Here is a 22806-nt window from a genome sequence, read left to right as displayed (position 1 = left end):
ATGAAGAAGATGAAAAAAGTAATATTTCTATTTACGTTTCTTGTAGCGGCATTCTGCTGCGGACATGCCCAGGAGCATAAGTTGTGGTATGGTGTCCCTGCTGCACATTGGCTTGAGGCATTGCCGGTGGGCAATTCACATCTTGGAGCTATGGTTTATGGTGGGACGGATGTGGAGGAAATCCAGTTGAATGAAGAGACATTCTGGTCTGGCTCTCCTTATAATAACAACAGTATAGACGCAAAGGAACATTTACAGGAAGTCAGGAATCTCATATTTGAAGGTAATGAGAGAGAGGCGCATAGGCTCATAGACAAGTATTTCGTGAAAGGGCCGCATGGAATGCGCTATCTTTCATTGGGAAGTCTGAAGCTGGCAATGGGACATAATAATGTCAGTGATTATTATCGTGATTTGAATTTGGGTGATGCCACATCTACGGTACGTTATCTGTGTGACGGTGTGAAGTATGAGAGAACGGTATTTGCCTCTCTTTCGGATGATGTGATAATTGTCAGACTGAATGCCGGTGGTAAGGGACGGCTTAATTTCCGGCTTTCTCATGCTTGTCCGTTGAAAAATAAGGTTTCTGTAGAGGATAATGAACTGACTGCTATAATAGATAATGTAGAACAGGAGGGTATTTCGGGGGGACTTACAGCCGAACTTAAGGTCGTTGTAGAAAGTGATGGAACTGTTGCTGCTGGTAATGACTGTATTGATGTCAAGTCAGGAACCGTAGCGACGCTTTATATCGTTGCCGCAACCAATTTTGTTAATTATAAGGATATAACAGGAAATCCTTCTTTAAGGAACCAAAAAGTGTTGGAGGCGGTAAAGGGAAAGTCATACAGGCAATTGCTGTCAAGGCATGTCGGTAAATATCGTAATCAGTATGACCGCGTGTCGTTGACTTTGGATAAGTCTGCAAGTTCATCGTTTGCTACAGACAGACGTCTTGCCGCTTTTTCCGATGGTACGGATATGGATTTTGTTTCCCTTATGATGCAATATGGACGTTATCTGCTTATATCATCTTCGCAGTATGGCGGACAGCCAGCAAATCTTCAAGGAGTGTGGAATAATAAGATGAACGCTCCTTGGGATTCCAAGTATACAATCAACATCAATACAGAGATGAACTATTGGATTGCAGACATAGGTAATATCGGAGAGACTGCGGAACCGTTGTTCTCAATGTTGAAGGACCTTAGCAAGACAGGTGTGGAGACTGCGCGCGGAATGTATGGGTGCGGTGGATGGATGGCTCATCATAATACAGACCTGTGGCGTGTATCCGGGGTGGTAGACGGTACGACATGGGGGATGTTTCCTACTGGCGGAGCCTGGTTGTCTACACATATATGGCAGCATTATCTGTTTACTGGCGACAAAAGGTTTCTTGCCGAAAATTATGAGGTGATGAAAGGTGCTGCAGACTTTCTTGTTGATTATTTGCAGCGTCATCCTAAATATGGATGGCTTGTAACAGTGCCGACAGTATCTCCTGAACACGGACCGGAGGGTAAGGGTACAACGGTGACATCGGGCGCTACGATGGATAATCAGATTGTATTTGACGTTCTTAATAATGTGCTTTGTGCGATGGATGTTCTTGGAAAAGAAGACCGTGATTATGAGGACAGGTTGCGTAATGCCATAAGTCAGCTGCCTCCGATGCAAATCGGACGTCACGGACAGTTGCAGGAATGGTTGCAGGATGCAGACAATCCTAAGGATGAACACCGTCATATATCTCATTTGTATGGTCTGTATCCTTCCAATCAGATATCGCCTTACACTAATCCGGAATTGTTTACTGCTGCGGCAAATACGTTGAAGCAGCGTGGAGACATGGCCACAGGATGGAGTCTCGGATGGAAGATAAATTTCTGGGCACGTATGCTTGACGGTAATCATGCTTTCCGTATAATAAGGAATATGCTTCATATTCTGCCGGACGACAGTAAGGTCAAAGAGTATCCCGACGGCCGTACTTATCCGAATTTGTTTGATGCTCATCCGCCTTTCCAGATAGATGGCAATTTCGGCTGTGCGGCAGGTATATGCGAGATGCTTGTGCAGAGTCATGACGGTGCTGTTCATCTTCTGCCGGCCTTGCCTGATGAATGGAAAAACGGTGAGGTGAAAGGACTGTTGACACGTGGAGGTTTTGAGGTTGATGTTAAATGGTCGGAAGGAAAGCTGGACAAGGCTGTCGTGCGTTCAAAGATTGGCGGCACATTACGTTTACGTTCTTATGTACCGTTGAAGATGAAAGGGCTTCGCGAAGCAAATGGAGACTGTGCCAATCCTTTGTTGTGTAAGGCCGGTATAAAGAAGCCGTTGAAGTCGGGAGAGTTGAAGGATTTCAGGTGCCTGCCGGTTCGTAAAGTATATGAATATGATATAGATACCAAGGCCGGACATACGTATACGGCATATTCCATGAAATGATTTATATGATGTAATATGAAAAAGATTTGCTGTATTTCTTTTTGGGGATTGTTTTTTTCCTTATGTGTAAGTGCAGGCTGCCGTATGGAAGAATGCAAGCTGCCATGCCGTTTGCTGAACGGATTTACAGAATGGGATTATTCAGTATGTCTGCCGGACAGTTATGATAAGAACAAGGATAGGAGGTATCCGGTTCTTTATCTGCTCCATGGTGGAGGATGTCCTCACACGCAGTGGGAAGAGCATGGTGGACTGACGGCTTTGGTTGATGAATTGGTGAATGATGGTGATATGGAGGAAATGATAATAGTATGTCCTGAAGCCAACAAGCATCGCATGAGCTGGATGAATGATAAGTTATGGACTTATGAAGATTTCTTTTTCATGGAGTTTATGCCATATATAGAGAAGACATACCGTGTGCGTGCCGACAAATATTCACGCTCTATCGGTGGTTTTTCAATGGGCGGTGGCGGAGCTGTTGTTTACGGATTACATCATCCGGAGTTGTTCCGTGTTGTCTATAATATGACAGGATATCTTCGCAGGCAACATCTTGATTTTCTCAAGAATGATCCGTTAGGTGAATGGCGTCAGCAGGCAGTGGAGCGTAATAATCCTATTCGTACTGTAATTGAAGGTTCAAAGAATGATGTTGACAGATGGAAAACTGTCAGCTGGTTTGTTGATTGCGGTAATGGCGATTTCACGTTTGATGCAAACAGAGATTTTGTGGAGGCATTGAAAGAGAGAGGAATAGTATACGACTGGAGAACAGGTTCGGGCAGTCATGATTGGAATTATTGGCGGAAAGCTCTGCGCCGTACATTGAAAGTTGTAGGAGGCGATTCAAAGCCGTCGGCATGGAATGTCCGCAGGGCGGAATATCCGCGTGTGACAAAAGACCACAGAGTCGTTTTTCGCATGAAGGCTCCGGAAGCGAAACATCTGGTTGTAGACCTTGGCCGCCGTTATGAGATGTCAAAAGACTCAGAAGGGTATTGGACCTGTGTCACGGATCCGCAGAGCGAAGGTTTTCATTATTATTTTCTTGTAGCTGACGGATTGCGTGTTGCCGATCCTAATACTGAGACATTTTTCGGATGTAGCCAGATGGCGAGCGGTATGGAGATTCCATACGCAGAGGATGTGGATAAGTTTGAATGGAAGGATGTGCCGCACGGTGATGTGCATAGGATACGATATTATTCCGATGTGGAAAAGGCATGGAGGTTTTTATATGTTTACACTCCGGCCGGATATGAAGACAACGACTCCCGCTATCCTGTACTCTATTTGCAGCATGGAGGAGGAGAGGATGAACGTGGATGGAGCAATCAAGGGCTTTGCGACATAATACTTGACAATCTGATTTCAGAGAAGAAGGCTGTACCGATGATTGTGGTCATGGCTGACGGCAATACGAAGGATTTTACTTCGGAACTGCTAAAGTGTGTCATGCCTTTGGCTGAGAAAAGATTCAGAATAATGGACGGCCGTGATAATCGTGCCTTGGCCGGATTGTCAATGGGTGGAATCCAGACATTGTCAACCGTCGTGAGGTATCCTGATAAATTTGCGTACGTCGGGGTTTTCAGTTCCGGATGGTTCCGCACATCCCAGTCTTTTATGGCTGATGCTTCCGGTGAGCCTTATTATAAAATGCTCTCCAAGCGTCCTGAATATTATAACAGTCAGTTCCGGCAGTTTTGGTTCTCTATGGGAGGAAAGGAAGACATCGCATACGATAACTGCAAGGCTATGCTTGAACGTATGGATGATATGGGTATACATTATACCTATTATGAATATCCCGGAGGTCATACATGGCCTGTATGGAGGGAGAGCCTGTGGAAATTCGCACAATTATTATTTAAATAACACGATATGAAAAAATCATTATTAATATCAGCTTTGGCTATGGCGACGACAGTTGCCGGTGCACAGAATCCTATTGTCCAAACAAGATATACGGCTGATCCTGCTCCTATGGTTTCGGGTGACAGGCTGTATCTTTATACAAGTCATGATGAGGCAGGAGCGGATTTCTTCTGGATGTATAACTGGCGTTTGTATTCAACGTCAGATATGGTAAACTGGACAGACCATGGCATGCCGTTGAGCCTGGATACATTTTCATGGGCTGATGATCGGGCATGGGCAGCGCAGTGTATAGAGCGTGACGGAAAGTATTACTGGTATATATGTGCCCATTCAAAACTTACTAATGCAATGGCTATAGGTGTTGCTGTTGGAGACAGTCCTACAGGTCCTTTCCGCGATGCTATAGGAAAACCTCTTGTGGATAACGGCACCTGGGATAATATAGACCCGACTGTGATGATAGATGATGACAGTCAGGCATGGGTGTTTTGGGGTAATCCGAATATATATTATATCCGTCTCAACCGCGATATGATTTCATACAGCGGAAAAGTGGAGAAGGTGGAACAGACCGTAGAAGGTTTTGGAGCTCCGGATATGAAACTGAGAAAAAAAGATGTGAAATATAAGGACTGTTATACAGAAGGTCCGTGGTTGATGAAGCGTGATAAGCTTTATTATCTTCTTTATGCGGCAGGAGGTGTGCCCGAGCATATAGCTTATTCTACAGCCAAGAAACCTACAGGCCCGTGGAAATATCGTGGTGAGATTATGCCGTTAAGTAAGACAGGCTCGTTTACAAATCATTGCGGTGTGGCGGACTTCAAGGGACATAGTTATTTCTTTTATCATACCGGAAAACTTCCCGGTGGCGGAGGATTCGGACGCAGTGCGGCTGTTGAGGAGTTCAAATATAATCCTGACGGCACATTCCCTATTATCAATCCCACGGATGAGGGTGTGAAGCCGGTAGGCACATTAAATCCTTTCATAAGGACAGAAGCAGAGACAATGGCATTCTCAAAAGGAGTTGAGACCGAGAATAACGATCGTACAGGAGTGTATGTGTCGGAAATAAACAATGGAGACTGGACTAAAGTGCGTGAGGTGGATTTTGGCAACAGGCAGTATGCAAAGTTCAAAGTGTGTGCGGCATCCGCATTGCAGGGAGGAAAGATAGAAGTCAGGGCTGACAGTATAGGCGGAACATTAATTGCAACTGTTGAGATACCTTCCACTGGAGGATGGGAAGAATGGAAAGAGTTTGAGGTTCCGGTAAAAAGTGTCGTTGACGGTAAGCATGATATCTATTTTGTATATAAGGGATATAAAGGGTGTAAGCTGTTTAATTTTGACTGGTGGAAATTTGAATAAAAACATATTTGAATAAAAACATATAATGTAATAAATATGAAGAAACTGTTTTTTATGTCGTTGTCTGCTGTCTGTCCTCTGTTGGGCTTCGCAGCAGAATATCTGGTGAATAGTCCTGACGGACGTATTGCTGTCACTGTTTCCGATGACGGAGGACGTGCGATGTATGAGGTAAAGTATGATGATAAGGTGTTTATAGGAAAGTCGGAACTCGGACTCGTGACAAATATAGGTGATTTCAGCCGCGACCTTATCTTAAGCAACGTTGACAGGAAAAGCATAAGCGAAAGCTATGAGCTTCGCAATATAAAGTGCAGTCATGTTGATTATTCTGCCAATGAAATGGTTTGCAGTTTTGAAAAAGACGGTAGCCGGGTTATGGCTGTGGTGTTTCGTGTCAGCAATCGTGATGTGGCTTTCCGCTATGTTGTCAATGCCCCGAAGGGAAAGTTCTGCTGTGTAGTAAAGGAAGAGAAGACCTCTTTCAGAATGCCAGTAGGCACAACCACTTTCCTTTGTCCGCAATCAAAGCCGATGACAGGTTTTGCCGGTACAGCCCCGAGTTATGAGACAAGATATACATGTGACGGGCCTATAGGAAAGAACGGATGGAGTTTTGGATATACATTCCCGTGTCTTTTCCGTAACGGTGATAACGGGTGGGTGCTTCTTTCCGAGACCGGTACGGACGGAAACTATTGCGGATGCAGACTTCTTGGAGAATCGGACGGTAATTACAGAGTGGGGTTCCCAATGGCGGAGGAATGCAATGGCTGGGGAGACACTACAGTACAGATGGCATTGCCTGGTGAGACTCCGTGGCGGACAATAACCTTAGGTGCTACGTTGGCAAATATTGTTGAAACGACTGTAGCATGGGATCTTGTAAAGCCCAAGTATACTACCGGCCATAAATATGAGTACGGTAAGGGTACCTGGTCATGGATTATCGGCATGGACTCAAGTTGTAATTTTGACGAGCAGCGCCGTTATATAGATTTTGCCGCTGCAATGGGTTATCGTTCCGTTCTCATTGATGCGCTTTGGGATGTTCAGATCGGTTATGACCGTATAGAGCAGCTTGCCGAATATGGCAGACAAAAGGGTGTTGGGCTTTATCTTTGGTATAACTCAAACGGTTCCTGGAATCATGCACCGCAGTCACCGCGCGGCATAATGAATGACCCGATAAAACGTAAGGAAGAAATGCGCTGGATGAAAAAGGCCGGGATACTTGGTATAAAGGTCGACTTCTTTGGTGGCGACAAACAAATGATGATGCAGCTCTATGAACAGATACTTACCGATGCCAATGACAACAACCTGCTTGTAATTTTCCACGGTTGCACATTGCCGCGCGGATGGGAGCGCATGTATCCCAATTATGCTGCCAGTGAGGCTGTGCTTGCAAGCGAGAATCTCCATTTCTCACAAGGATCTTGCGATACCGAGGCTCATTGCGGAACTATACATCCGTTTATCCGAAACACTGTCGGTTCGATGGATTTCGGAGGCTCTGCGCTGAATAAGTTCTATAATGCCAATAATAAAACCGGAAGCCGGCGTGTGACCACAGACGTGTATGCGCTTGCCACAGCAGTGCTTTTCCAAAGTCCTGTGCAGCATTTCGCACTTGCCCCGAACAATCTCGACGATGCTCCGACATGGGCGATAGATTTTATGAAGCAGGTGCCCACAACATGGGATGAGGTTAGATTTGTTGATGGTTATCCCGGACGTTATGTTATCATGGCACGCCGTTCTGGCGACAAGTGGTATGTTGCAGGAATAAATGCGACGGGTGAGCCGCTTAAAAAAACACTTGCATTGCCTATGTTTGATGCCGGAAAAACGGTTAATATGTATATGAATGACAAGCTTTCCAATGTGAAAGTTTCTAAGAAAAAGACAGTGAGTGTTGTCATTCCTGACAACGGTGGTGTTGTAATAACTGATTGAGACATGCCTTTATGGTATTATTACTAAACATGAACAATGATAATTAGAGAAATAATATTTACGCTTTTCACGCTGTTGCTCATGCCTGTATCTGGCATGGCACAGTCGTGGACAGCTGACAACGGAAACGGTACATATACAAACCCGCTGTTTTATGATGAGTTTTCCGACCCGGATATAATACGTGTGGGTGAGGACTTTTACCTTGCAGGAACAACGATGCATTGTCTGCCAGGACTGATAGTCTTGCATTCGAAGGATCTTGTGAATTGGGAGCTTGCAAGCTACTGTATGGAAAACTTCAATTTAGGCGACCAGTTCAGGCTTGTCAATGGCAAGGAAGCCTATGGGCAGGGGATATGGGCGCCTTGTATCCGTTATCATGACGGAAAGTTCTACGTATTTTCAAATATCAACGGATTAGGGATGCAGGTGTTTATTTCCGACAGCCCCAACGGTCCGTGGACACATAAGAACATGGGAGGAAATATCTATGATCTTAGTGTCCTGTTCGATGATGATGGAAGAGTATATGCCGTGCATAAGTATGGTTCGGTGCAGCTTACGGAGCTTAAGCCCGATCTGAGCGGTATTGTCGAGGGAAGCACCCGTGAAATAATTCCAGAAGGAAACGCCATGGGTGAAGGACATCATATATATAAAATACGTGGAAAGTATTATATCATAAGTGCGGACTACTCCCCTATGGGGCGTATGCAGTGTGCGCGTGCCGACAGAATAGAGGGACCATACGAGACGGTTACTATATGTCAGCGAGAGTCTTTCGGTACCCCTATAGGTCATTTGGTTCATAATGTTGGTCTCGGACGTCCTGTTCCTGGTGAAGGATTTAAGTTCAATATAGGCGGCCAGGGCGGCAACCGTCTCGGATGTGCCACGGTACATCAGGGTGGAATAGTGGATCTTCCGAACGGGGATTGGTGGGGGATATCCATGCTTGACTTTACATCTGTCGGGCGGACAGTGGCTCTGTCACCGGTGACATGGAAGAACGGATGGCCTTACTTTGGCCTTGACGGCAATTTGGGGCGTGTTCCCCGTACGTGGATTAAGCCCTCTGTTGGTAAGGATGAGGTTCCGCATGCGCCATATATGCGCAGTGACGATTTCAACGGAAAGAGTTTGCGTGATGTCTGGCAATGGAATCATGAGCCTGTCGCCGGGAAATGGAAACTTGCCGGAGGAAAACTGCGTTTGAACACTATGCCTGCAAAGGACTATCTGTGGGCCCGCAATACCCTTACCCAGCGCGGTATTGGTCCTGTTTCCGCTGCAACCGTGGAATTAGAGTTCTCTCATCTTAAGGATGGTGACATTGCCGGCATAGGTCTTCTCAATATGCCGTACGCATGGCTTGCTGTGGAGCGCAACGGGAATAGTTTCTTGTTGAGGATGAAGGACCAGAATGGAGATAGGGTGACAGATGGTGTTGCAGTATCCCCCAAGTCTGTGCTGTATCTTCGTGTGACAGGTGATTTTGATAATGATATTGCTCATTTCAGCTATAGTATTGATGGCCGCAACTATATAAATATAGGCGCAGAAGTGCTTATGCCTTATCAGTTGAAGACTTTTCAGGGCACACGATATTCTCTTTTTGCCTATAACAGGAAAGGAAAGAATGGAGGATATGCCGAGTTTGACAACTTCAATATAGAAGAACCGCTTGCAGACAGAAGCGGTAACTTGCCTCTTGGAAAGGTTGTCACTTTTACGAATCTTGGTAACGGTGACAGGATGCTGGCCATGAAACATGGAATAGTCCATAATGCCGGTCTCGGATCACGTGAATATGACAGTGAAGCCGTGCGCTTCCTTGTACATGACAGAGGCAATGGCCGTGTGGTGCTTGAGGCCATGAACGGTGCCGGTTTTGTTACGGTGGTTGGCGAAGGACTTTCCGCTGATGTGAGGCTTATGAAGAAAGAAACGGAAGGAAGCCTGCTCATGTGGCAGGATATGCTGAGAGGACAGTGTATGCTTATGTCTATGCATACCCGTCGTTTCATCGGTTGTTCGCCTACTACCGGAGAACCGTATTCGGCTGATAATGCCGGCGCAACCCCTGACCGTAAAAATGGAACAGTGTTCCAGGTAGAAATAATAAACTAAAACAATTGTAATTTATGAAACGACTGACTGTTTTTATTTTCCTTTTGACGAATATTATATTTGGTTTTGCCGCCGGACGGTTCATTTCTTTTTCTTCGTCTGACGGAGATGTATTGTCTTTGAATGGTGCAACCGTCGGCTGTGATGCCGGTGAGCATAAGAGCGTACGTATGGCTATGGAGAATCTTCTTGGCGATATGGAGAAAGTCACCGGGGTGCGCCCGTCTTCAACGTCCGGCATGCCTACTGTACTTATTGGCACTGTCGGGGTTAACAGCCAAATAGACAAGTGGGTTAAGCAAGGCAAACTTGCCGACTTGAAAGGAAAAAACGAGAAATATATAATAAAGACAATCGACGGCCAGCTTGTCATTGCCGGCAGCGACAAGCGCGGAACGGTATACGGAATATATGAGTTGTCTCAGCAGATAGGTGTGTCGCCATGGTATTACTGGGCAGATGTGCCTGTGGAGAGACATGCGGACCTTTATGTGATTAAAGGTGAATATACCGATGGTGAACCGGCTGTGCGTTATCGCGGTCTGTTTCTTAATGATGAGGCTCCATGCCTTACATCATGGGTGAAGAACACTTTCGGCACCAATTACGGTGATCATCGTTTCTATGAGAAAGTTTATGAACTCATTCTCCGGCTGAAGGGTAACTTCCTTTGGCCTGCAATGTGGGGATGGGCGTTTTATGCAGACGATCCGGAGAACTCGAGGCTGGCGGATGATATGGGCATAATCATCGGAACTTCACACCATGAGCCTATGGGACGCAACCATCAGGAGTGGGCCCGCAAGCGCAGGCAGTATGGCGCATGGAACTATCAGACGAACCAGAAGGTATTGGACCAATTTTTTACAGAAGGTATCGAGAGGATAAAGAATACGGATGATATAGTGACCATAGGCATGCGCGGTGACGGTGATGAGGCTATGAGTGAGGAAGCCGATACCAAATTGTTGGAACGTATCGTTGAGAACCAGCGAAAGATTATAAGCAAGGTCACGGGAAAGCCGGCGTCCAAAACTCCACAAGTGTGGGCTTTATATAAAGAGGTGTTGGATTATTATGACAAGGGCATGCGTGTGCCGGATGATGTTATAATGCTTCTATGTGACGACAATTGGGGAAATGTGCGCCGTGTGCCTAATGCCAATGAAAGAAAGCATAAGGGAGGATGGGGACTCTATTATCATGTCGACTATGTAGGTGCGCCAAGAAATTCCAAGTGGATAAACGCCACTCCTACGCAGAATATGTGGGAGCAACTTTCACTTGCACATCAGAACGGTCTCGACCGTTTATGGATACTTAATGTCGGTGATCTAAAGCCAATGGAATATCCAATAACGCTTTTTATGGATATGGCATGGAATCCGGATGTGATAAAGACTGTGTCTTATGCTGGGGAGACTGTGGCTGATGTAGCGGCGCATACACGTGAGTTTTGTCGCCGTCAGTTCGGTGAGTTACAGGCAGATGAAGCTGCACGTATCCTGAATCTTTGCTGCAAGTATAACGGACGTTCGACAGCGGAAATGCTTGATGCTACTACATATAATCTTGCTTCGGGAGAATGGAAGCGTGTGGCCGATGACTACATGCGTCTGGAGGCAGAGGCTCTGCGTCAATATATCACACTTGACAGCCGCTATCGTGACGCATACAATGAACTGATCCTTTTCCCTGTTCAGGCCATGGCAAACCTTCATCAGATGTATTATGCCCAGGCTATGAACAACAGTCTTTATAAGAATAACGACCCGGAAGCAAACTTGTGGGCAGACCGTACTGTGGCGGCTTTCCGTCGCGATTCTATGTTGTGTGCCGCTTATAATAATGATATTGCTGGTGGCAAATGGCGCGGAATGATGATTCAGAAGCATATCGGATACAAGTCTTGGGACGATAATTTCAGAGCAGACATTCTGCCTGAGGTTTATCGGATAGAGCCGGCATGCGGAGGTTTTGTATTCGAGTCCAAGAACGGATATGTGGCCATTGAGGCTGGGCATTATTTCAGCAGTAAGGCTTCTGACGGCACAGAATGGGTTTTCATACCGGATATGGGCCGTACACTTGGAGCAATGTCGCTGATGCCTTATGACAAACCGGCAGAAGGAGCCTCTCTCACATATAGGTTCCGTCTTGATAAAGCTGTTGATGATGATGCCGTGCTGCATGTTGTAGTTAAGTCTACGCTTGATTATCTCAACAAGGGCGGACTTTTATATACTGTTTCCATAGACGGTGGCAAACCGCAGACCGTGAACTTCAATTCACGGCTTAACGAGCATCCCGACAATATCTATTCAATATATTATCCCACTGTTGCACGCCGTGTAGTGGAGAGCAAGGTGTCGATAGGCAAACTTGGTGATGGTGAGCATACCATAACGTTTGCTCCAAAAGATCCGGCCATAGTGCTTGAGAAGCTGGTGGTGAATTTCGGAGGTTACAGTCCCGGATATCTGTTCGGTGAGGAGTCACCGCATTTCAGGAAATAGAGATATATAAATGTGTTTTAAAATATAACATATAGTGGTTTTAATAATTATAGCAAAGCAATGAAAAAACTGTTTTTATCGGTAGCCATGCTTTTGGCCGTTTTCGTCTTACAGGCTCAGACCGCCACATTCAAATATTTCAAGTATGACGGAAAGGATGTCCGTTTCGACAAGAAGTATGATCCGGCAAGCCAATATCTTAATCCGATTCTTGCAGGATTCTATCCTGATCCGTCGATGTGCCGTGTAGGCGACACGTATTATCTTGTGAACTCATCATTCTCGTTTTTTCCGGGTGTGCCTATTTTTACGAGCAAAGACCTTGTAAACTGGAAACAACTCGGACATGTTCTCGACCGAGAGAGCCAGCTTCCGCTTGGCAACCAGAATGTATCTGGAGGTATTTTTGCACCTGCCATTACCTATAATCCTAAGAACAAGACATTCTATATGATAACCACGAATGTCGGACGCGGCAATTTCTTTGTGAAGACCCAGGACCCGGCAAAGGGGTGGGGTGAGCCTGTTTATCTCAAGGAGGTGGGCGGCATCGATCCTTCATTTTTCTTCGACAAGGATGGAAAGGGGTATATCGTGAACAACGATGAACCTGTGGGCGGTCACGATTATGAAGGACAGCGCTCGATATTCATCCACGAGTTCGATGCAAAAACCGACAAGGTCGTGGGTGAACAGAAGGAGATTTTGCGTGGAGGCACTCATGTGGAGAAGAATCCTATATGGATAGAAGGTCCGCATCTGTTCCGTGTCGGAAAATACTACTATCTGATGTGTGCTGAAGGAGGTACTGGCGCATGGCACAGCGAAGTTATCCTTCGTGCTAAAAACCCCATGGGACCTTGGGAGGAGTTCAACGGTAATCCTATACTGACACAGCGTACGGGCCTTAATCCAGACAGGCCTGATATTGTGACAAGTGCCGGACACGCAGACATTGTGCAGACAAAAAAAGGGGATTGGTGGGCAGTGTTCCTCGGATGCCGTCCATACGAGGACGACTTCTACAATACAGGGCGTGACACATATCTGTTGCCGGTGACATGGAAAGACGGATGGCCGGTGATATTGGAAAAGAATACCGCAATACCGACAGTGAATGAGAAGGCGGATATTATTCCTGTAGACGACCAAACCATGAATACAGGCAATTTTTCCTATACAGACCGTTTTGACACTCCAAAGCTTGATATACGGTGGATGTTCCTGCGCAATCCCTCGGATTTCTACCGCATTGACAATGGTCTTGTGATTACACCTAAGCCTGTTGACATTTCGGAACGCAAGTCGCCTTCCGCTATTTTCTGCCGTCAGCAGCATACCGATTTTGCCGCAGAGACACAGGTTGATTTCAGTCCTGCAACAGAAAAAGATCTTGCCGGTTTCACTCTCTTGCAGAATGAAGACTATAATTTCACTTTTGGCAAGACCTTGCTTGGTGGCCGCAAGGCCGTGGTTCTTACCCGTGCAGAGAAAGGCCGTGTCGTTGTTGGTTCGGCATTCCTTACATCTGATGCTCCCTTACGCCTGAAGATAGAAGGCCGCGGGCGTTATTACGACTTCTATTATGCCGAGCAGGGAAAAGACTGGCAGCTTCTTGCCCGTGGTGTTGATGCGGTCAATCTCAGCACGAGCCGTTCATCAGGATTCATTGGAGCATGTATAGGTCTTTATGCAACTTCTGGGCGGTAGTTTGTTTGAATGCCGCATGAGATGTGTCCAAGGCTTTTTTCTATATTCCTCATGGGAATATCGAGCGGGAATAGCGAATCGGACGTAAGATAAAATTTTGGATGGGCATACATGGCATGACAGTTTTTATGTCATCCTGTATGCTCATTCTATATATATTGTGCCGTGGGTATAAAAAATGTCATCTTTATTGATGTTCTTTTGCCACATTTGTCTTATTCTCATTTTTTTATTTTATCTTTGCATAAATACGGCTGTAAGAAGTGGAATGCGGATATGTATTGTGGTTTGCATGACGCAGACTGTGTTTTAATTGTAGGCGGCCGGTATACAAATATAGCCTTTAATGAAAAATATAATAAGATTATGGAACTTACAGAAAGATTTTTAAACTACACGAAGTTTGATACCCAGTCTTCAGAAGAAAGCCAAAGCGTACCGAGTACCTCCAAGCAGCTGAAGTTTGCGGAATATCTGAAGAAAGAGCTTGAAAACGAAGGACTTGCCGATGTCGAGCTTGACGGGAAGGGATATATCTATGCCACTCTTAAAGGCAATACGGCAAAGGATGTGCCCACGATAGGCTTTATAAGCCATTATGACACAAGTCCGGATGCAAGCGGTGAGGGCGTCAATCCCCGTATTGTGAGGAATTATGATGGAGGTGACATCCAGCTTTCAGAGGGCATCGTGTCCTCACCGAAGAAATTTCCCGAACTTCTTCATCATGTTGGAGAGGACCTTATCGTTACAGACGGGCACACTCTTTTAGGTGCAGACGATAAGGCGGGAATAGCCGAGATTATGCAGGCTGTATGTTATCTGAGGGATCATCCGGAGATAGAGCACGGTGATGTAAGGGTGGCCTTCAATCCTGATGAGGAGATCGGAATGGGGGCGCATCATTTTGATGTCGAAAAATTCGGATGCCGTTGGGGATACACCATCGACGGAGGCGACATCGGTGAGCTTGAATATGAGAACTTCAATGCCGCATCGGCAAAGATAAATATAAGGGGAGTGAGCGTACATCCGGGATATGCCAAAGGAAAGATGGTGAACGCAAGCCGTCTTGCCGCAGAGTTTGCCACGGCAATGCCTGCCGGTGAGACTCCGGAGGCAACAACAGGCTACGAAGGCTTCTATCATCTTATAGGCATAAAGAGTGAGACGGAAAAGGCTACGCTGTCATATATTATAAGGGATCATGACCGCCGGAAGTTTGAGAACCGTAAGGCATTCATTGCCGGACTGGTGGATAGCATGAATGCCAAGTATGGTGAGGGCACATTCTCGGCAGACATCCGCGACCAGTACTATAACATGAAGGAGATGATTGAGCCGAATATGCACGTGATAGACATCGTAACCGAGGCTATGGCTGAATGCGACGTGCCGGCCAAGGTACAGCCTATACGCGGCGGAACCGATGGCGCACAGCTAAGTTTCAAGGGACTTCCATGCCCTAACATCTTTGCCGGAGGAGTGAATTTTCACGGCCCGTACGAGTTTGTGAGCATTCAGGTAATGCGGAAAGCCATGGAGGTGATAATAAAGATATGTGAGCTTACCGCAAAGAAAACGCTTTAGGATAGAGGTCGGATGTTTATGAAGTGGTTCCATAAAAGTTAGAAAATGCTTTTATGGAACCACTTTTATATTAAGGGCTTTCTTATTTGAACCGCCATACAATAAAAACCGTTTGGCTACGATGGGCGAAGAGCGGATTTTCAGCCTGTGCGAAGGTTTAACCGGTATGCCTTGCCATACATTCCTTCATACTTATAATCTTCAAGAAACCTGAACCCGCATTTCTCTGCCACGCGCTGTGAGGCAGTGTTCCGGACATCGGTAGTGATCAGCAGCGACCTGCACGTCATATTATCGCGACAAAACCCAATCAATCCTTTAAGAGCCTCGGTTGTCAGACCGCAACCCCAATAAGGATGACCAATCCAATAGCCCACCTCCCGTTCTGCGGCAGTCAGGGGATGATGTTCATTTCCGTAGGGCACAAGTCCGATGCATCCTATAGGTTCATTGGTATCTTTGAGGACCATGGCGAATGAATATGGGTTGGGTGCAAAGATATTCTTGATCACTTCACGGCTCATGCCTATAGAGTCATGGCATGGCCACAAGGCAAGGTCGCTTACTCTTCTGTCGGACGCATATTTGTATAGAGCCTCCGCGTCATCGGTTCTCCAATGGCGCAGGATCAGACGTTCTGTTTCAATCATAAATCGGGGAACAAATTGCAGAAGCCCTGCTTGTTGAACTGATAGTACATGCTGATGCGTTCCGGTGTGTCGTTTTCAATCAACAGGAGAAGTTCTTTTGCAAATTCAAGCGTTGCCGAACCGTTTGCTGTCACTATGCCTTTGTCGCTTACTGCTTGGGTGTGGACATATCCGTCGGAATTAGTGTAATTGTCACTGCCCCATAATTTCAGTTGTTCCAGACCGTTGCCTGTATGTCTGGCCGCATTTAGGAATCCATGTTTTGCCATGAACGAAGCCCCATTGCAGATTGCACCGATAATCTTGCCTTTTTCAATGGCTTTCTTGACAATGGGCACAACTTGTTCTGCCATAGGAGTGCTCCATCCGAAACCGCCGATCAGCACCAATGCCGCATAATCGTCGGGCAGTGTTTCAAACGAATAGTCTGGCAGTGTGCGAAAGCCACCGATGGATTTGACAGGTTCCAATGTCGGAGCCACAACCTTGTTGACATACTTCGGTTTTTCCTTTAAGGCATATTCATCAGAGGCGATAGCCTGTGAAAGATACACCACCTCATGTGCCGCATAATCCGGCAGGAGGATATATAGAATTTCGTTGCTCATGATTAATGTTCTTGTTTTTCTACTATATCATTGGAAATGAGTGCTTCCAATCTGATGCAAATTTACATGAAAATATTGAGATTTCCACATCGGCAGGATAAAGAAATGATTCTTTTCTTTAGATTGAAGTTATATGAAAGTTACAGAAAAGTGGGAATATTGACAGGTTTTTAGTATTTTAAAACCGGTTATTAACGACAAAAGGAACAGCATTACAGACTCCGGAATATAACAGGCTACGCTTCAGATGGAACAGGAAGTTGACTGTATTGTTTGCCGAAGGTGAATAATCCTCTTTTTCTATATTCGGAAATTGCAAGCATATAGAGTCGGTATGTGTCTCAGCAGGAATGAAAATACTGTTATGTGTAATAAAAATTCACAATGTATTCAAGCATTGTTTTCTGTGAATTTTATTGTAGGTGTAATATGTTGATATACAAAGCGTTAGCAGCTGACAAAAATATGCCGAAAATGAACATGCCATTCACGGTTGATGAATAGTCTGTTCTCTTGCAATGAATAGGCCATTCATTGAGCATGAATAGCCTATTCATCGGAAGAGGATTTTACATATATGTCGATATGTAAATAGATTTCAAAAAACACTTTGCTTTCTTAATTCAGGCTTTGCTTAGCTGGATTACTGAATTATTCTCACCTACCACCCAAATGATGTCGCCTTTGCGAAAACGGTATGACGGGTCTATTTGCGACAGATTCTCCTTGCCTTCCTCAAGTCCCACTACCATGCAGTTGTATATATCGCGGATACCGCTTTCGCTAAGAGTCTTGTCGACAAACGGACTGTTTCCCGTTATGACCATCTGATGCAGTTTCATCTCGCGGTTTTCTATGTCGGAATCATCGCTGTATATTTCTGTTTTCAGTGCCGATGCCAATGAAGACAGCTGTTCGTCGCTTCCTATGACCTGAAGTTTGTCGCCCGGAAAGACAACATCTTCTCCGGACGGTATGTTTATTCGTCGGTTTGCCCTGAGTATGCAGCTCACATGTATTCCGAATCTGTTGCGTAGCTTCAGCTCGCGCAGACGCATTCCGGCCCATGTCGATCCTGCCGGCACTTCCACGTCGGCCATGTGTATGTCTCTGTCGAGAAGATGCCCCTCGTAGAGCGGACGTCGGTGTCCGTGCACCTGTGCCTGTATGTCGCGTGAGCGCAGGTTCTGTATAAACAGTCTCTCAAGGCGTATTGAACTGTGCTTTATGCTTCGTGACAGAATCATCACTATTATGATTGCAACGGCAAATGTATATATCAGTGCATTGGCGAATCTGCTCAGGTAGTTGAACACATAGAAAATCAGTGAGCATGCGATAACCATCCTTACTATTATTGTGAATATGAGCGGAAAATGGTTGAGTCGGCTTTCGGCCCACAGTTCCTTGAACTCTTCGCTGTGGTTTTTCTTCATCACCATGGCGCGCAGAAACGGTGATATGCCGATAACGGTAATCAGGCCGCAGATGAAATTCGCCGTCCAGTGCCATCCGGTCAGCAGGTGGCGTATGAAAGGCAGGAAGAACGTGAGCATGATAAATATTACGGCTACTGAGAGAATGAAGTATATGACCGTGTTCACGCTCATCTGCGTGATAAGGCTTTTCCATTTGTTTTTTGCCGAAGCTGTTGACGGATGGCTTAGGGTTATCTTGTTGAGTACGGTTATAATCTTGTGAGGAAGATGTTTTTCCATTACTCTGTAACATGGGTTGGAAAAGCGTATCATATATGGGGTGAGGAATGTCGTTATCACCGATACTGCCACCACAACCGGATAAAGGAATTTGCTTATGACACCGAGCGACAGGCCGAGCGAGGCGATGATAAAGGCGAACTCTCCAATCTGTGCCATTGAGAATCCGCATTTCATAGCCGTCTTCAGTGACTGGCCGCTTATGAGATAGCCGAATGAACCGAATACAGCCTGGCCTATGAGAATGGTAAGCACAAGCATTATTATAGGAAAGGCATATTCGGCAAGCACCTTTGGCTCGACAAGCATTCCTACAGACACGAAGAAAATGGCCCCGAAAAGGTTTTTTACAGGTTCCACAATCTTTATTATGCGTTCGGCCTCTATTGTTTCGGCCAGAATGCTTCCCATGACGAAAGCACCGAAGGCACTGCTGAAGCCCACCTGTGTGGATATGACGGCCATGAGACAGCACAGTCCGAGAGATACGATCAGCAGTGTCTCGTCGTTGATGATGGAACGGGCACGGCGAAGGAGGAACGGAATAAGCGAAATGCCCACCACAAACCACAGGATAAGGAAAAATCCGATACGCAGGATACTGTTCAGCATCTGTCCGCCGTCGGGATTTGTGCCGCTTGCCACGGCTGACAGCATCACCATCATGACGATGGCGAGGATGTCTTCAAGTATGAGCACACTCATTACAAGACCTGCAAAGCGTTGCTGACGAAGCCCCATATCGTCGAAAGCCTTGTAAATGATGGTAGTGGAGCTCATGGCAAGCATACCTCCAAGGAATACACAGTCGGGCTGGCTCCAGCCGAACAGTTTTCCTACGGAAATGCCTGATGCCATCATACAGAATATTATTGTGCATGCGGCTATGGCGGGGGCGGCCCCCATTTTCAGTATTTTCTTGAAAGAGAAGTCTAATCCTAACGAGAACAGAAGAAACACCACGCCTATGTCGGCCCATGTCTGAACATCGGCACGGTCTACTACAGACATTGTGTAAGGCATTTGCGGACTTACAAGAAACCCTGCCACGATGTATCCCAATACAAGTGGCTGGCGTAGTTTTTTGAAAAGTAACGTCACGGAACCTGCCACGACAAGTATAAGGGCAAGGTCTTTGATTAATTCTGGTAATTCGGCCATTTTCTCAGTTGAATGTTCTTTTATTTTTCTCCTTTGACCCTTTCATTGCGATGTTTTCTTTTAATCAATACCATTGTACGGCATTGCTGTAGCTGCTGCGCTTGTCGTATTTCAGGGCGTCGGTGAGTGTTGCTGCGTTGCAGCGGAATGAGAAGTTGTAGCTTGTGTATGGGGCCAGCACCACGGAACATGACATGTTGAAGCAATGCAGGTCGCGGCTCAGTGATGCGGTTGTCATTGAAATTTTCTTGTGTTCGAAGTCATATCCCGACGAGAAGCTGATGTTCCATCCGTCGCTGATGCGCACGTTGCCGCTGAAGTTCAGCGTCTGCATGAAGGTATACGGATAGCGCATGCTCTTGTAGTTGAAGTCGCCTCCGGTGTCTTCGCGCATAGAGATTCCGTATCCGAAAGTGAGCGACCATGGCATGGAGTATGCCATGTAGCCGTCCTCGTCAGTCTCGGCCTTGCCTGCGCTTTCCTTTCTTGCGCCGCGCTGGCCTTTCTGCATGGTGTCGTCTTCGTTGGTCTCACGGTTATATCCCTCTTCCTCGTCGTCTGTACTGTTGTCTGTGTCGTTGTTCTTTGTCGAACGTTCGCCTCTCAGCCATTTCAGGAAGTTGCCGACCTTTCTGTTGTCGAGCGTATAAGAAATGTTCTGCGACATACCCTGGAAGCGTCCGAACTTACCCTGACTGTATCGTGTGGTATGGTTGCTTACCCTTGGCTTGCCGTTTTCATCCAGTTCGTATGCGTATGTGGCGAACGTGGCGTTCATGTTGAACGTATAGCTTTTGGTAAGCTTCAGGCGAAGACGTGTGTTAAGGTCGCTCCATGGACGTATGTCAGTTGCCATATTGTATGACATTGATGCTCCGAGTTCGTCAATGAGGCTTATTTTTTTTATAGAGTCGTTGCGGGTGCGTACTTTCATCTCAAGGTTGTTGGATATATCCATTGAGATACTTCCGGTCTTGCCTCTTCCCGGCACACCGTAAAGCCCGTTTGAATAAGGAGAGTATTCAACCAGCGACACGTTGCCGTTGGCATCGGTGCGCTGATAGCTGTCGTAGTATCCGTACCGGCTTGTGCTGAAGTCGGGGGCATAGTTGAAACTTACCTGTGGAGTGAACACGTGGCGTATTGCAACAATCTTGTCTCCGAAAAGTTTCCTCCAAGGCACAAACATGCCATATATCTTTGTAGATGCGCTTACACTCATCCTCCAGTCGTATATGTTGTAGAAACCGTCTATGGTATCGGTCACTTCTCTCTGTGACGTCTCGTCCCATGAGCGCATGATTTTATTGGTATACATGCGGTCGGTAAAGTTCAGCGACGGGTTGATGTTCAGGTATTTGAACAGGGTGAAGTTTCCGCTTATAGGGATGTTGTGCTGCATGCCGTTGCGCCAGTCGCGTGACAGGCTTGAGTGCAGTAGCTTGTCTTCCTTTGTGGTTATGGAGTTTGACAGGTGTCCTGTATAGCTGAGTGATATTTTCTCATACCATTTCTCTTTCCCCACCATTTTTTTCCTCTTGAACGGATACACCCTGCTGAGTGAAATGTTCAGGTCGGGCAGAGTCATGGATATCGTGGAGTTACGCATGTTCTGGTTAAGGTTCATGGTGGTGCTGAGCGTGAGGCCTATGTTTGAGAATGTGTTGCTCATGCTCACTGATGATGTGCGTGTACTTTGTGTGTAGCTTTGAGGATTGTACATGCTGGTAAGGTTGTTGCGCTCATAGCTGCTTGTGGCAAAGTTTACGCTTGCCGACAAAGAGCGGAAGGGATTGGCTTTGGCGTCCTGACGGTGGCTCCACTGTATCTTGAAACTTGTCTGTTTTGAATAGTCGGGCATGTTTTTCTCACCATTGACGGTGTTTTGGTAGCTTGCGAAGAAACTTCCGCTGAATTTGTATCGCTTGCGGTAGTTTGAGGCGGCAGACAGACCCCATGAGCCCTTGGTGTAAATCTCACCGATAAGTTTAAGGTCCATCTTGTCGCTGATAGCGAAATAATATCCTCCGTCTCTCAGATAAAATCCCCTTTCTGTCTCATCACCGTATGTAGGCATGATGAAACCGCTGGAATAGCTTTTGGAAAAAGGAAAGAATCCGTATGGTATTGCCAGTGGCAGTGGAACATCGGCCACAACAAGATATGCCGGACCGAACACCACGTCTTTGCCGGGACGCACTTTGGCGCGTGAAAGAGCTATGTAGAAGTCGGGGTGAGGTTCGTCGCAGGTCGTATAGCGTCCGTGCTGCAGAAACAGTTCGCCTTTTGAATTGCGCTTTGCCAGCTTGCTTGTCAGGAAACCGTCCTGTTGCTCTGTATATACCTCGCTGATAAGTCCCTTCTTTGTCTTGAAGTTAAAGGCTATTGTGTCGTTCTGATATGAGTCGCTTCCCATATTGAATACAGGGGTGCCTACAATATTTCCCAACGAGTCCTCGGCTCCTGTCGCGTGGACAAGACTGCTGTCGAGGTTCATGTATATCCTGTCGCTCTGAAGATTCATGTCCTGATATTTCACGTTTGCATTGCCGTAAAGATATACATATCCGGAATTTGCGTCAAATGTCAGTGAGTCGTCAGCGGTATAATGTACGGGGGAATCTATTCCGTTTTTCTTTCTCCTGTTTATGCTGTCGAGAGCCAAAGAATCGTCTATCGCCTTGTTGTGGTGATAGATGGCGAGTTGCAGGGAATCCATTCTCGTGGTGTCGGGGCCGTTGTATATCGGCACGGACAGGCTGTCGGCAGATGTTATGTTATTTGAATGGGTATTGTTTGAAAGAATACTGTCAGGAATTGTATCTGCAGGTACGGGGTCTTGTCTTAAAGTTATGGAATCGGCAGGTGTCACACTCTTTTTTTTATTTAAAGAGAGTGTTGCAGGTACCGCCGCAAACACAATCATGAAAGCGGAAATGACAAAAAATATCAGTATTTTAATTCTCACGGCTGCAAAATTACTTATAAATCACCGAATAATATGCGGCTTTGAATAATTTAACGTTTCCGTTAGCTCAAATGAGCT

12 protein-coding genes are annotated in these 22806 nt (G+C 46.1%); 8 read left to right on the top strand and 4 right to left on the bottom strand.

All coding sequences use genetic code 11. From position 1 onward, the window contains the following. Positions 1–9: 9 nt before the first annotated feature. The 8 genes from HPS56_RS11540 (at position 10) to pepT (ending at position 15623) form a co-directional block, all read left to right on the top strand. On the top strand, positions 10–2457 hold the full coding sequence (locus tag HPS56_RS11540; protein WP_172276729.1) for a glycosyl hydrolase family 95 catalytic domain-containing protein: 2448 nt from the start codon (positions 10–12) through the stop codon (positions 2455–2457). 84 nt (positions 2458–2541) lie between these two features. Then, positions 2542–4338: an alpha/beta hydrolase-fold protein gene (locus tag HPS56_RS11535; RefSeq protein WP_253952457.1), complete on the top strand. Its 1797-nt coding sequence runs from the start codon at positions 2542–2544 to the stop codon at positions 4336–4338. 6 nt (positions 4339–4344) lie between these two features. After that, a complete protein-coding gene (locus HPS56_RS11530) occupies positions 4345–5715 on the top strand; it encodes a glycoside hydrolase family 43 protein (RefSeq protein WP_172276724.1) in 1371 nt (456 codons plus the stop codon). Positions 5716–5751: 36 nt separating this feature from the next. Then, complete coding sequence (locus HPS56_RS11525; RefSeq protein ID WP_369800311.1) at positions 5752–7674, top strand: glycoside hydrolase family 97 protein; 1923 nt, start codon at positions 5752–5754, stop codon at positions 7672–7674. 36 nt (positions 7675–7710) lie between these two features. Next, entirely contained in the window at positions 7711–9807 is a 2097-nt protein-coding gene (locus tag HPS56_RS11520) for a glycoside hydrolase family 43 protein (protein WP_172276722.1), read from the top strand. Positions 9808–9821: 14 nt separating this feature from the next. After that, positions 9822–12323 carry a glycosyl hydrolase 115 family protein gene (locus HPS56_RS11515; protein ID WP_172276719.1) on the top strand — a complete coding sequence of 834 codons (2502 nt, stop codon included), beginning with the start codon at positions 9822–9824 and terminating at the stop codon, positions 12321–12323. Between the two features lie 60 nt (positions 12324–12383). Continuing rightward, positions 12384–14033: a glycoside hydrolase family 43 protein gene (locus HPS56_RS11510; RefSeq protein ID WP_172276717.1), complete on the top strand. Its 1650-nt coding sequence runs from the start codon at positions 12384–12386 to the stop codon at positions 14031–14033. Positions 14034–14399: 366 nt separating this feature from the next. Further along, on the top strand, positions 14400–15623 hold the full coding sequence (gene pepT / locus HPS56_RS11505; RefSeq protein WP_172276715.1) for a peptidase T: 1224 nt from the start codon (positions 14400–14402) through the stop codon (positions 15621–15623). Positions 15624–15763: 140 nt separating this feature from the next. Here the strand turns inward: pepT and HPS56_RS11500 are convergent, their stop codons facing one another. The 4 genes from HPS56_RS11500 to HPS56_RS11485 all read right to left on the bottom strand — a co-directional run bounded on the left by HPS56_RS11500 (position 15764) and on the right by HPS56_RS11485 (position 22728). Continuing rightward, complete coding sequence (locus tag HPS56_RS11500; RefSeq protein ID WP_172276712.1) at positions 15764–16273, bottom strand: GNAT family N-acetyltransferase; 510 nt, start codon at positions 16271–16273, stop codon at positions 15764–15766. Then, entirely contained in the window at positions 16270–16881 is a 612-nt protein-coding gene (locus HPS56_RS11495; RefSeq protein WP_172276710.1) for a DJ-1/PfpI family protein, read from the bottom strand. Before HPS56_RS11495 ends, HPS56_RS11500 begins: the two co-directional genes overlap by 4 nt. A gap of 623 nt (positions 16882–17504) precedes the next feature. Next, positions 17505–19760: a cation:proton antiporter gene (locus HPS56_RS11490; RefSeq protein WP_172276708.1), complete on the bottom strand. Its 2256-nt coding sequence runs from the start codon at positions 19758–19760 to the stop codon at positions 17505–17507. Positions 19761–19824: 64 nt separating this feature from the next. Continuing rightward, a complete protein-coding gene (locus HPS56_RS11485; protein ID WP_285822015.1) occupies positions 19825–22728 on the bottom strand; it encodes a putative LPS assembly protein LptD in 2904 nt (967 codons plus the stop codon). Positions 22729–22806 lie beyond the last annotated feature (78 nt).

The sequence above is a fragment of the Xylanibacter muris genome (assembly GCF_013166605.1).
GTDB lineage: Bacteria > Bacteroidota > Bacteroidia > Bacteroidales > Bacteroidaceae > Prevotella > Prevotella muris.
The sequence above is the reverse complement of the archived record's forward strand: the minus strand, read 5'-3'. Positions and strand labels throughout refer to the sequence as shown.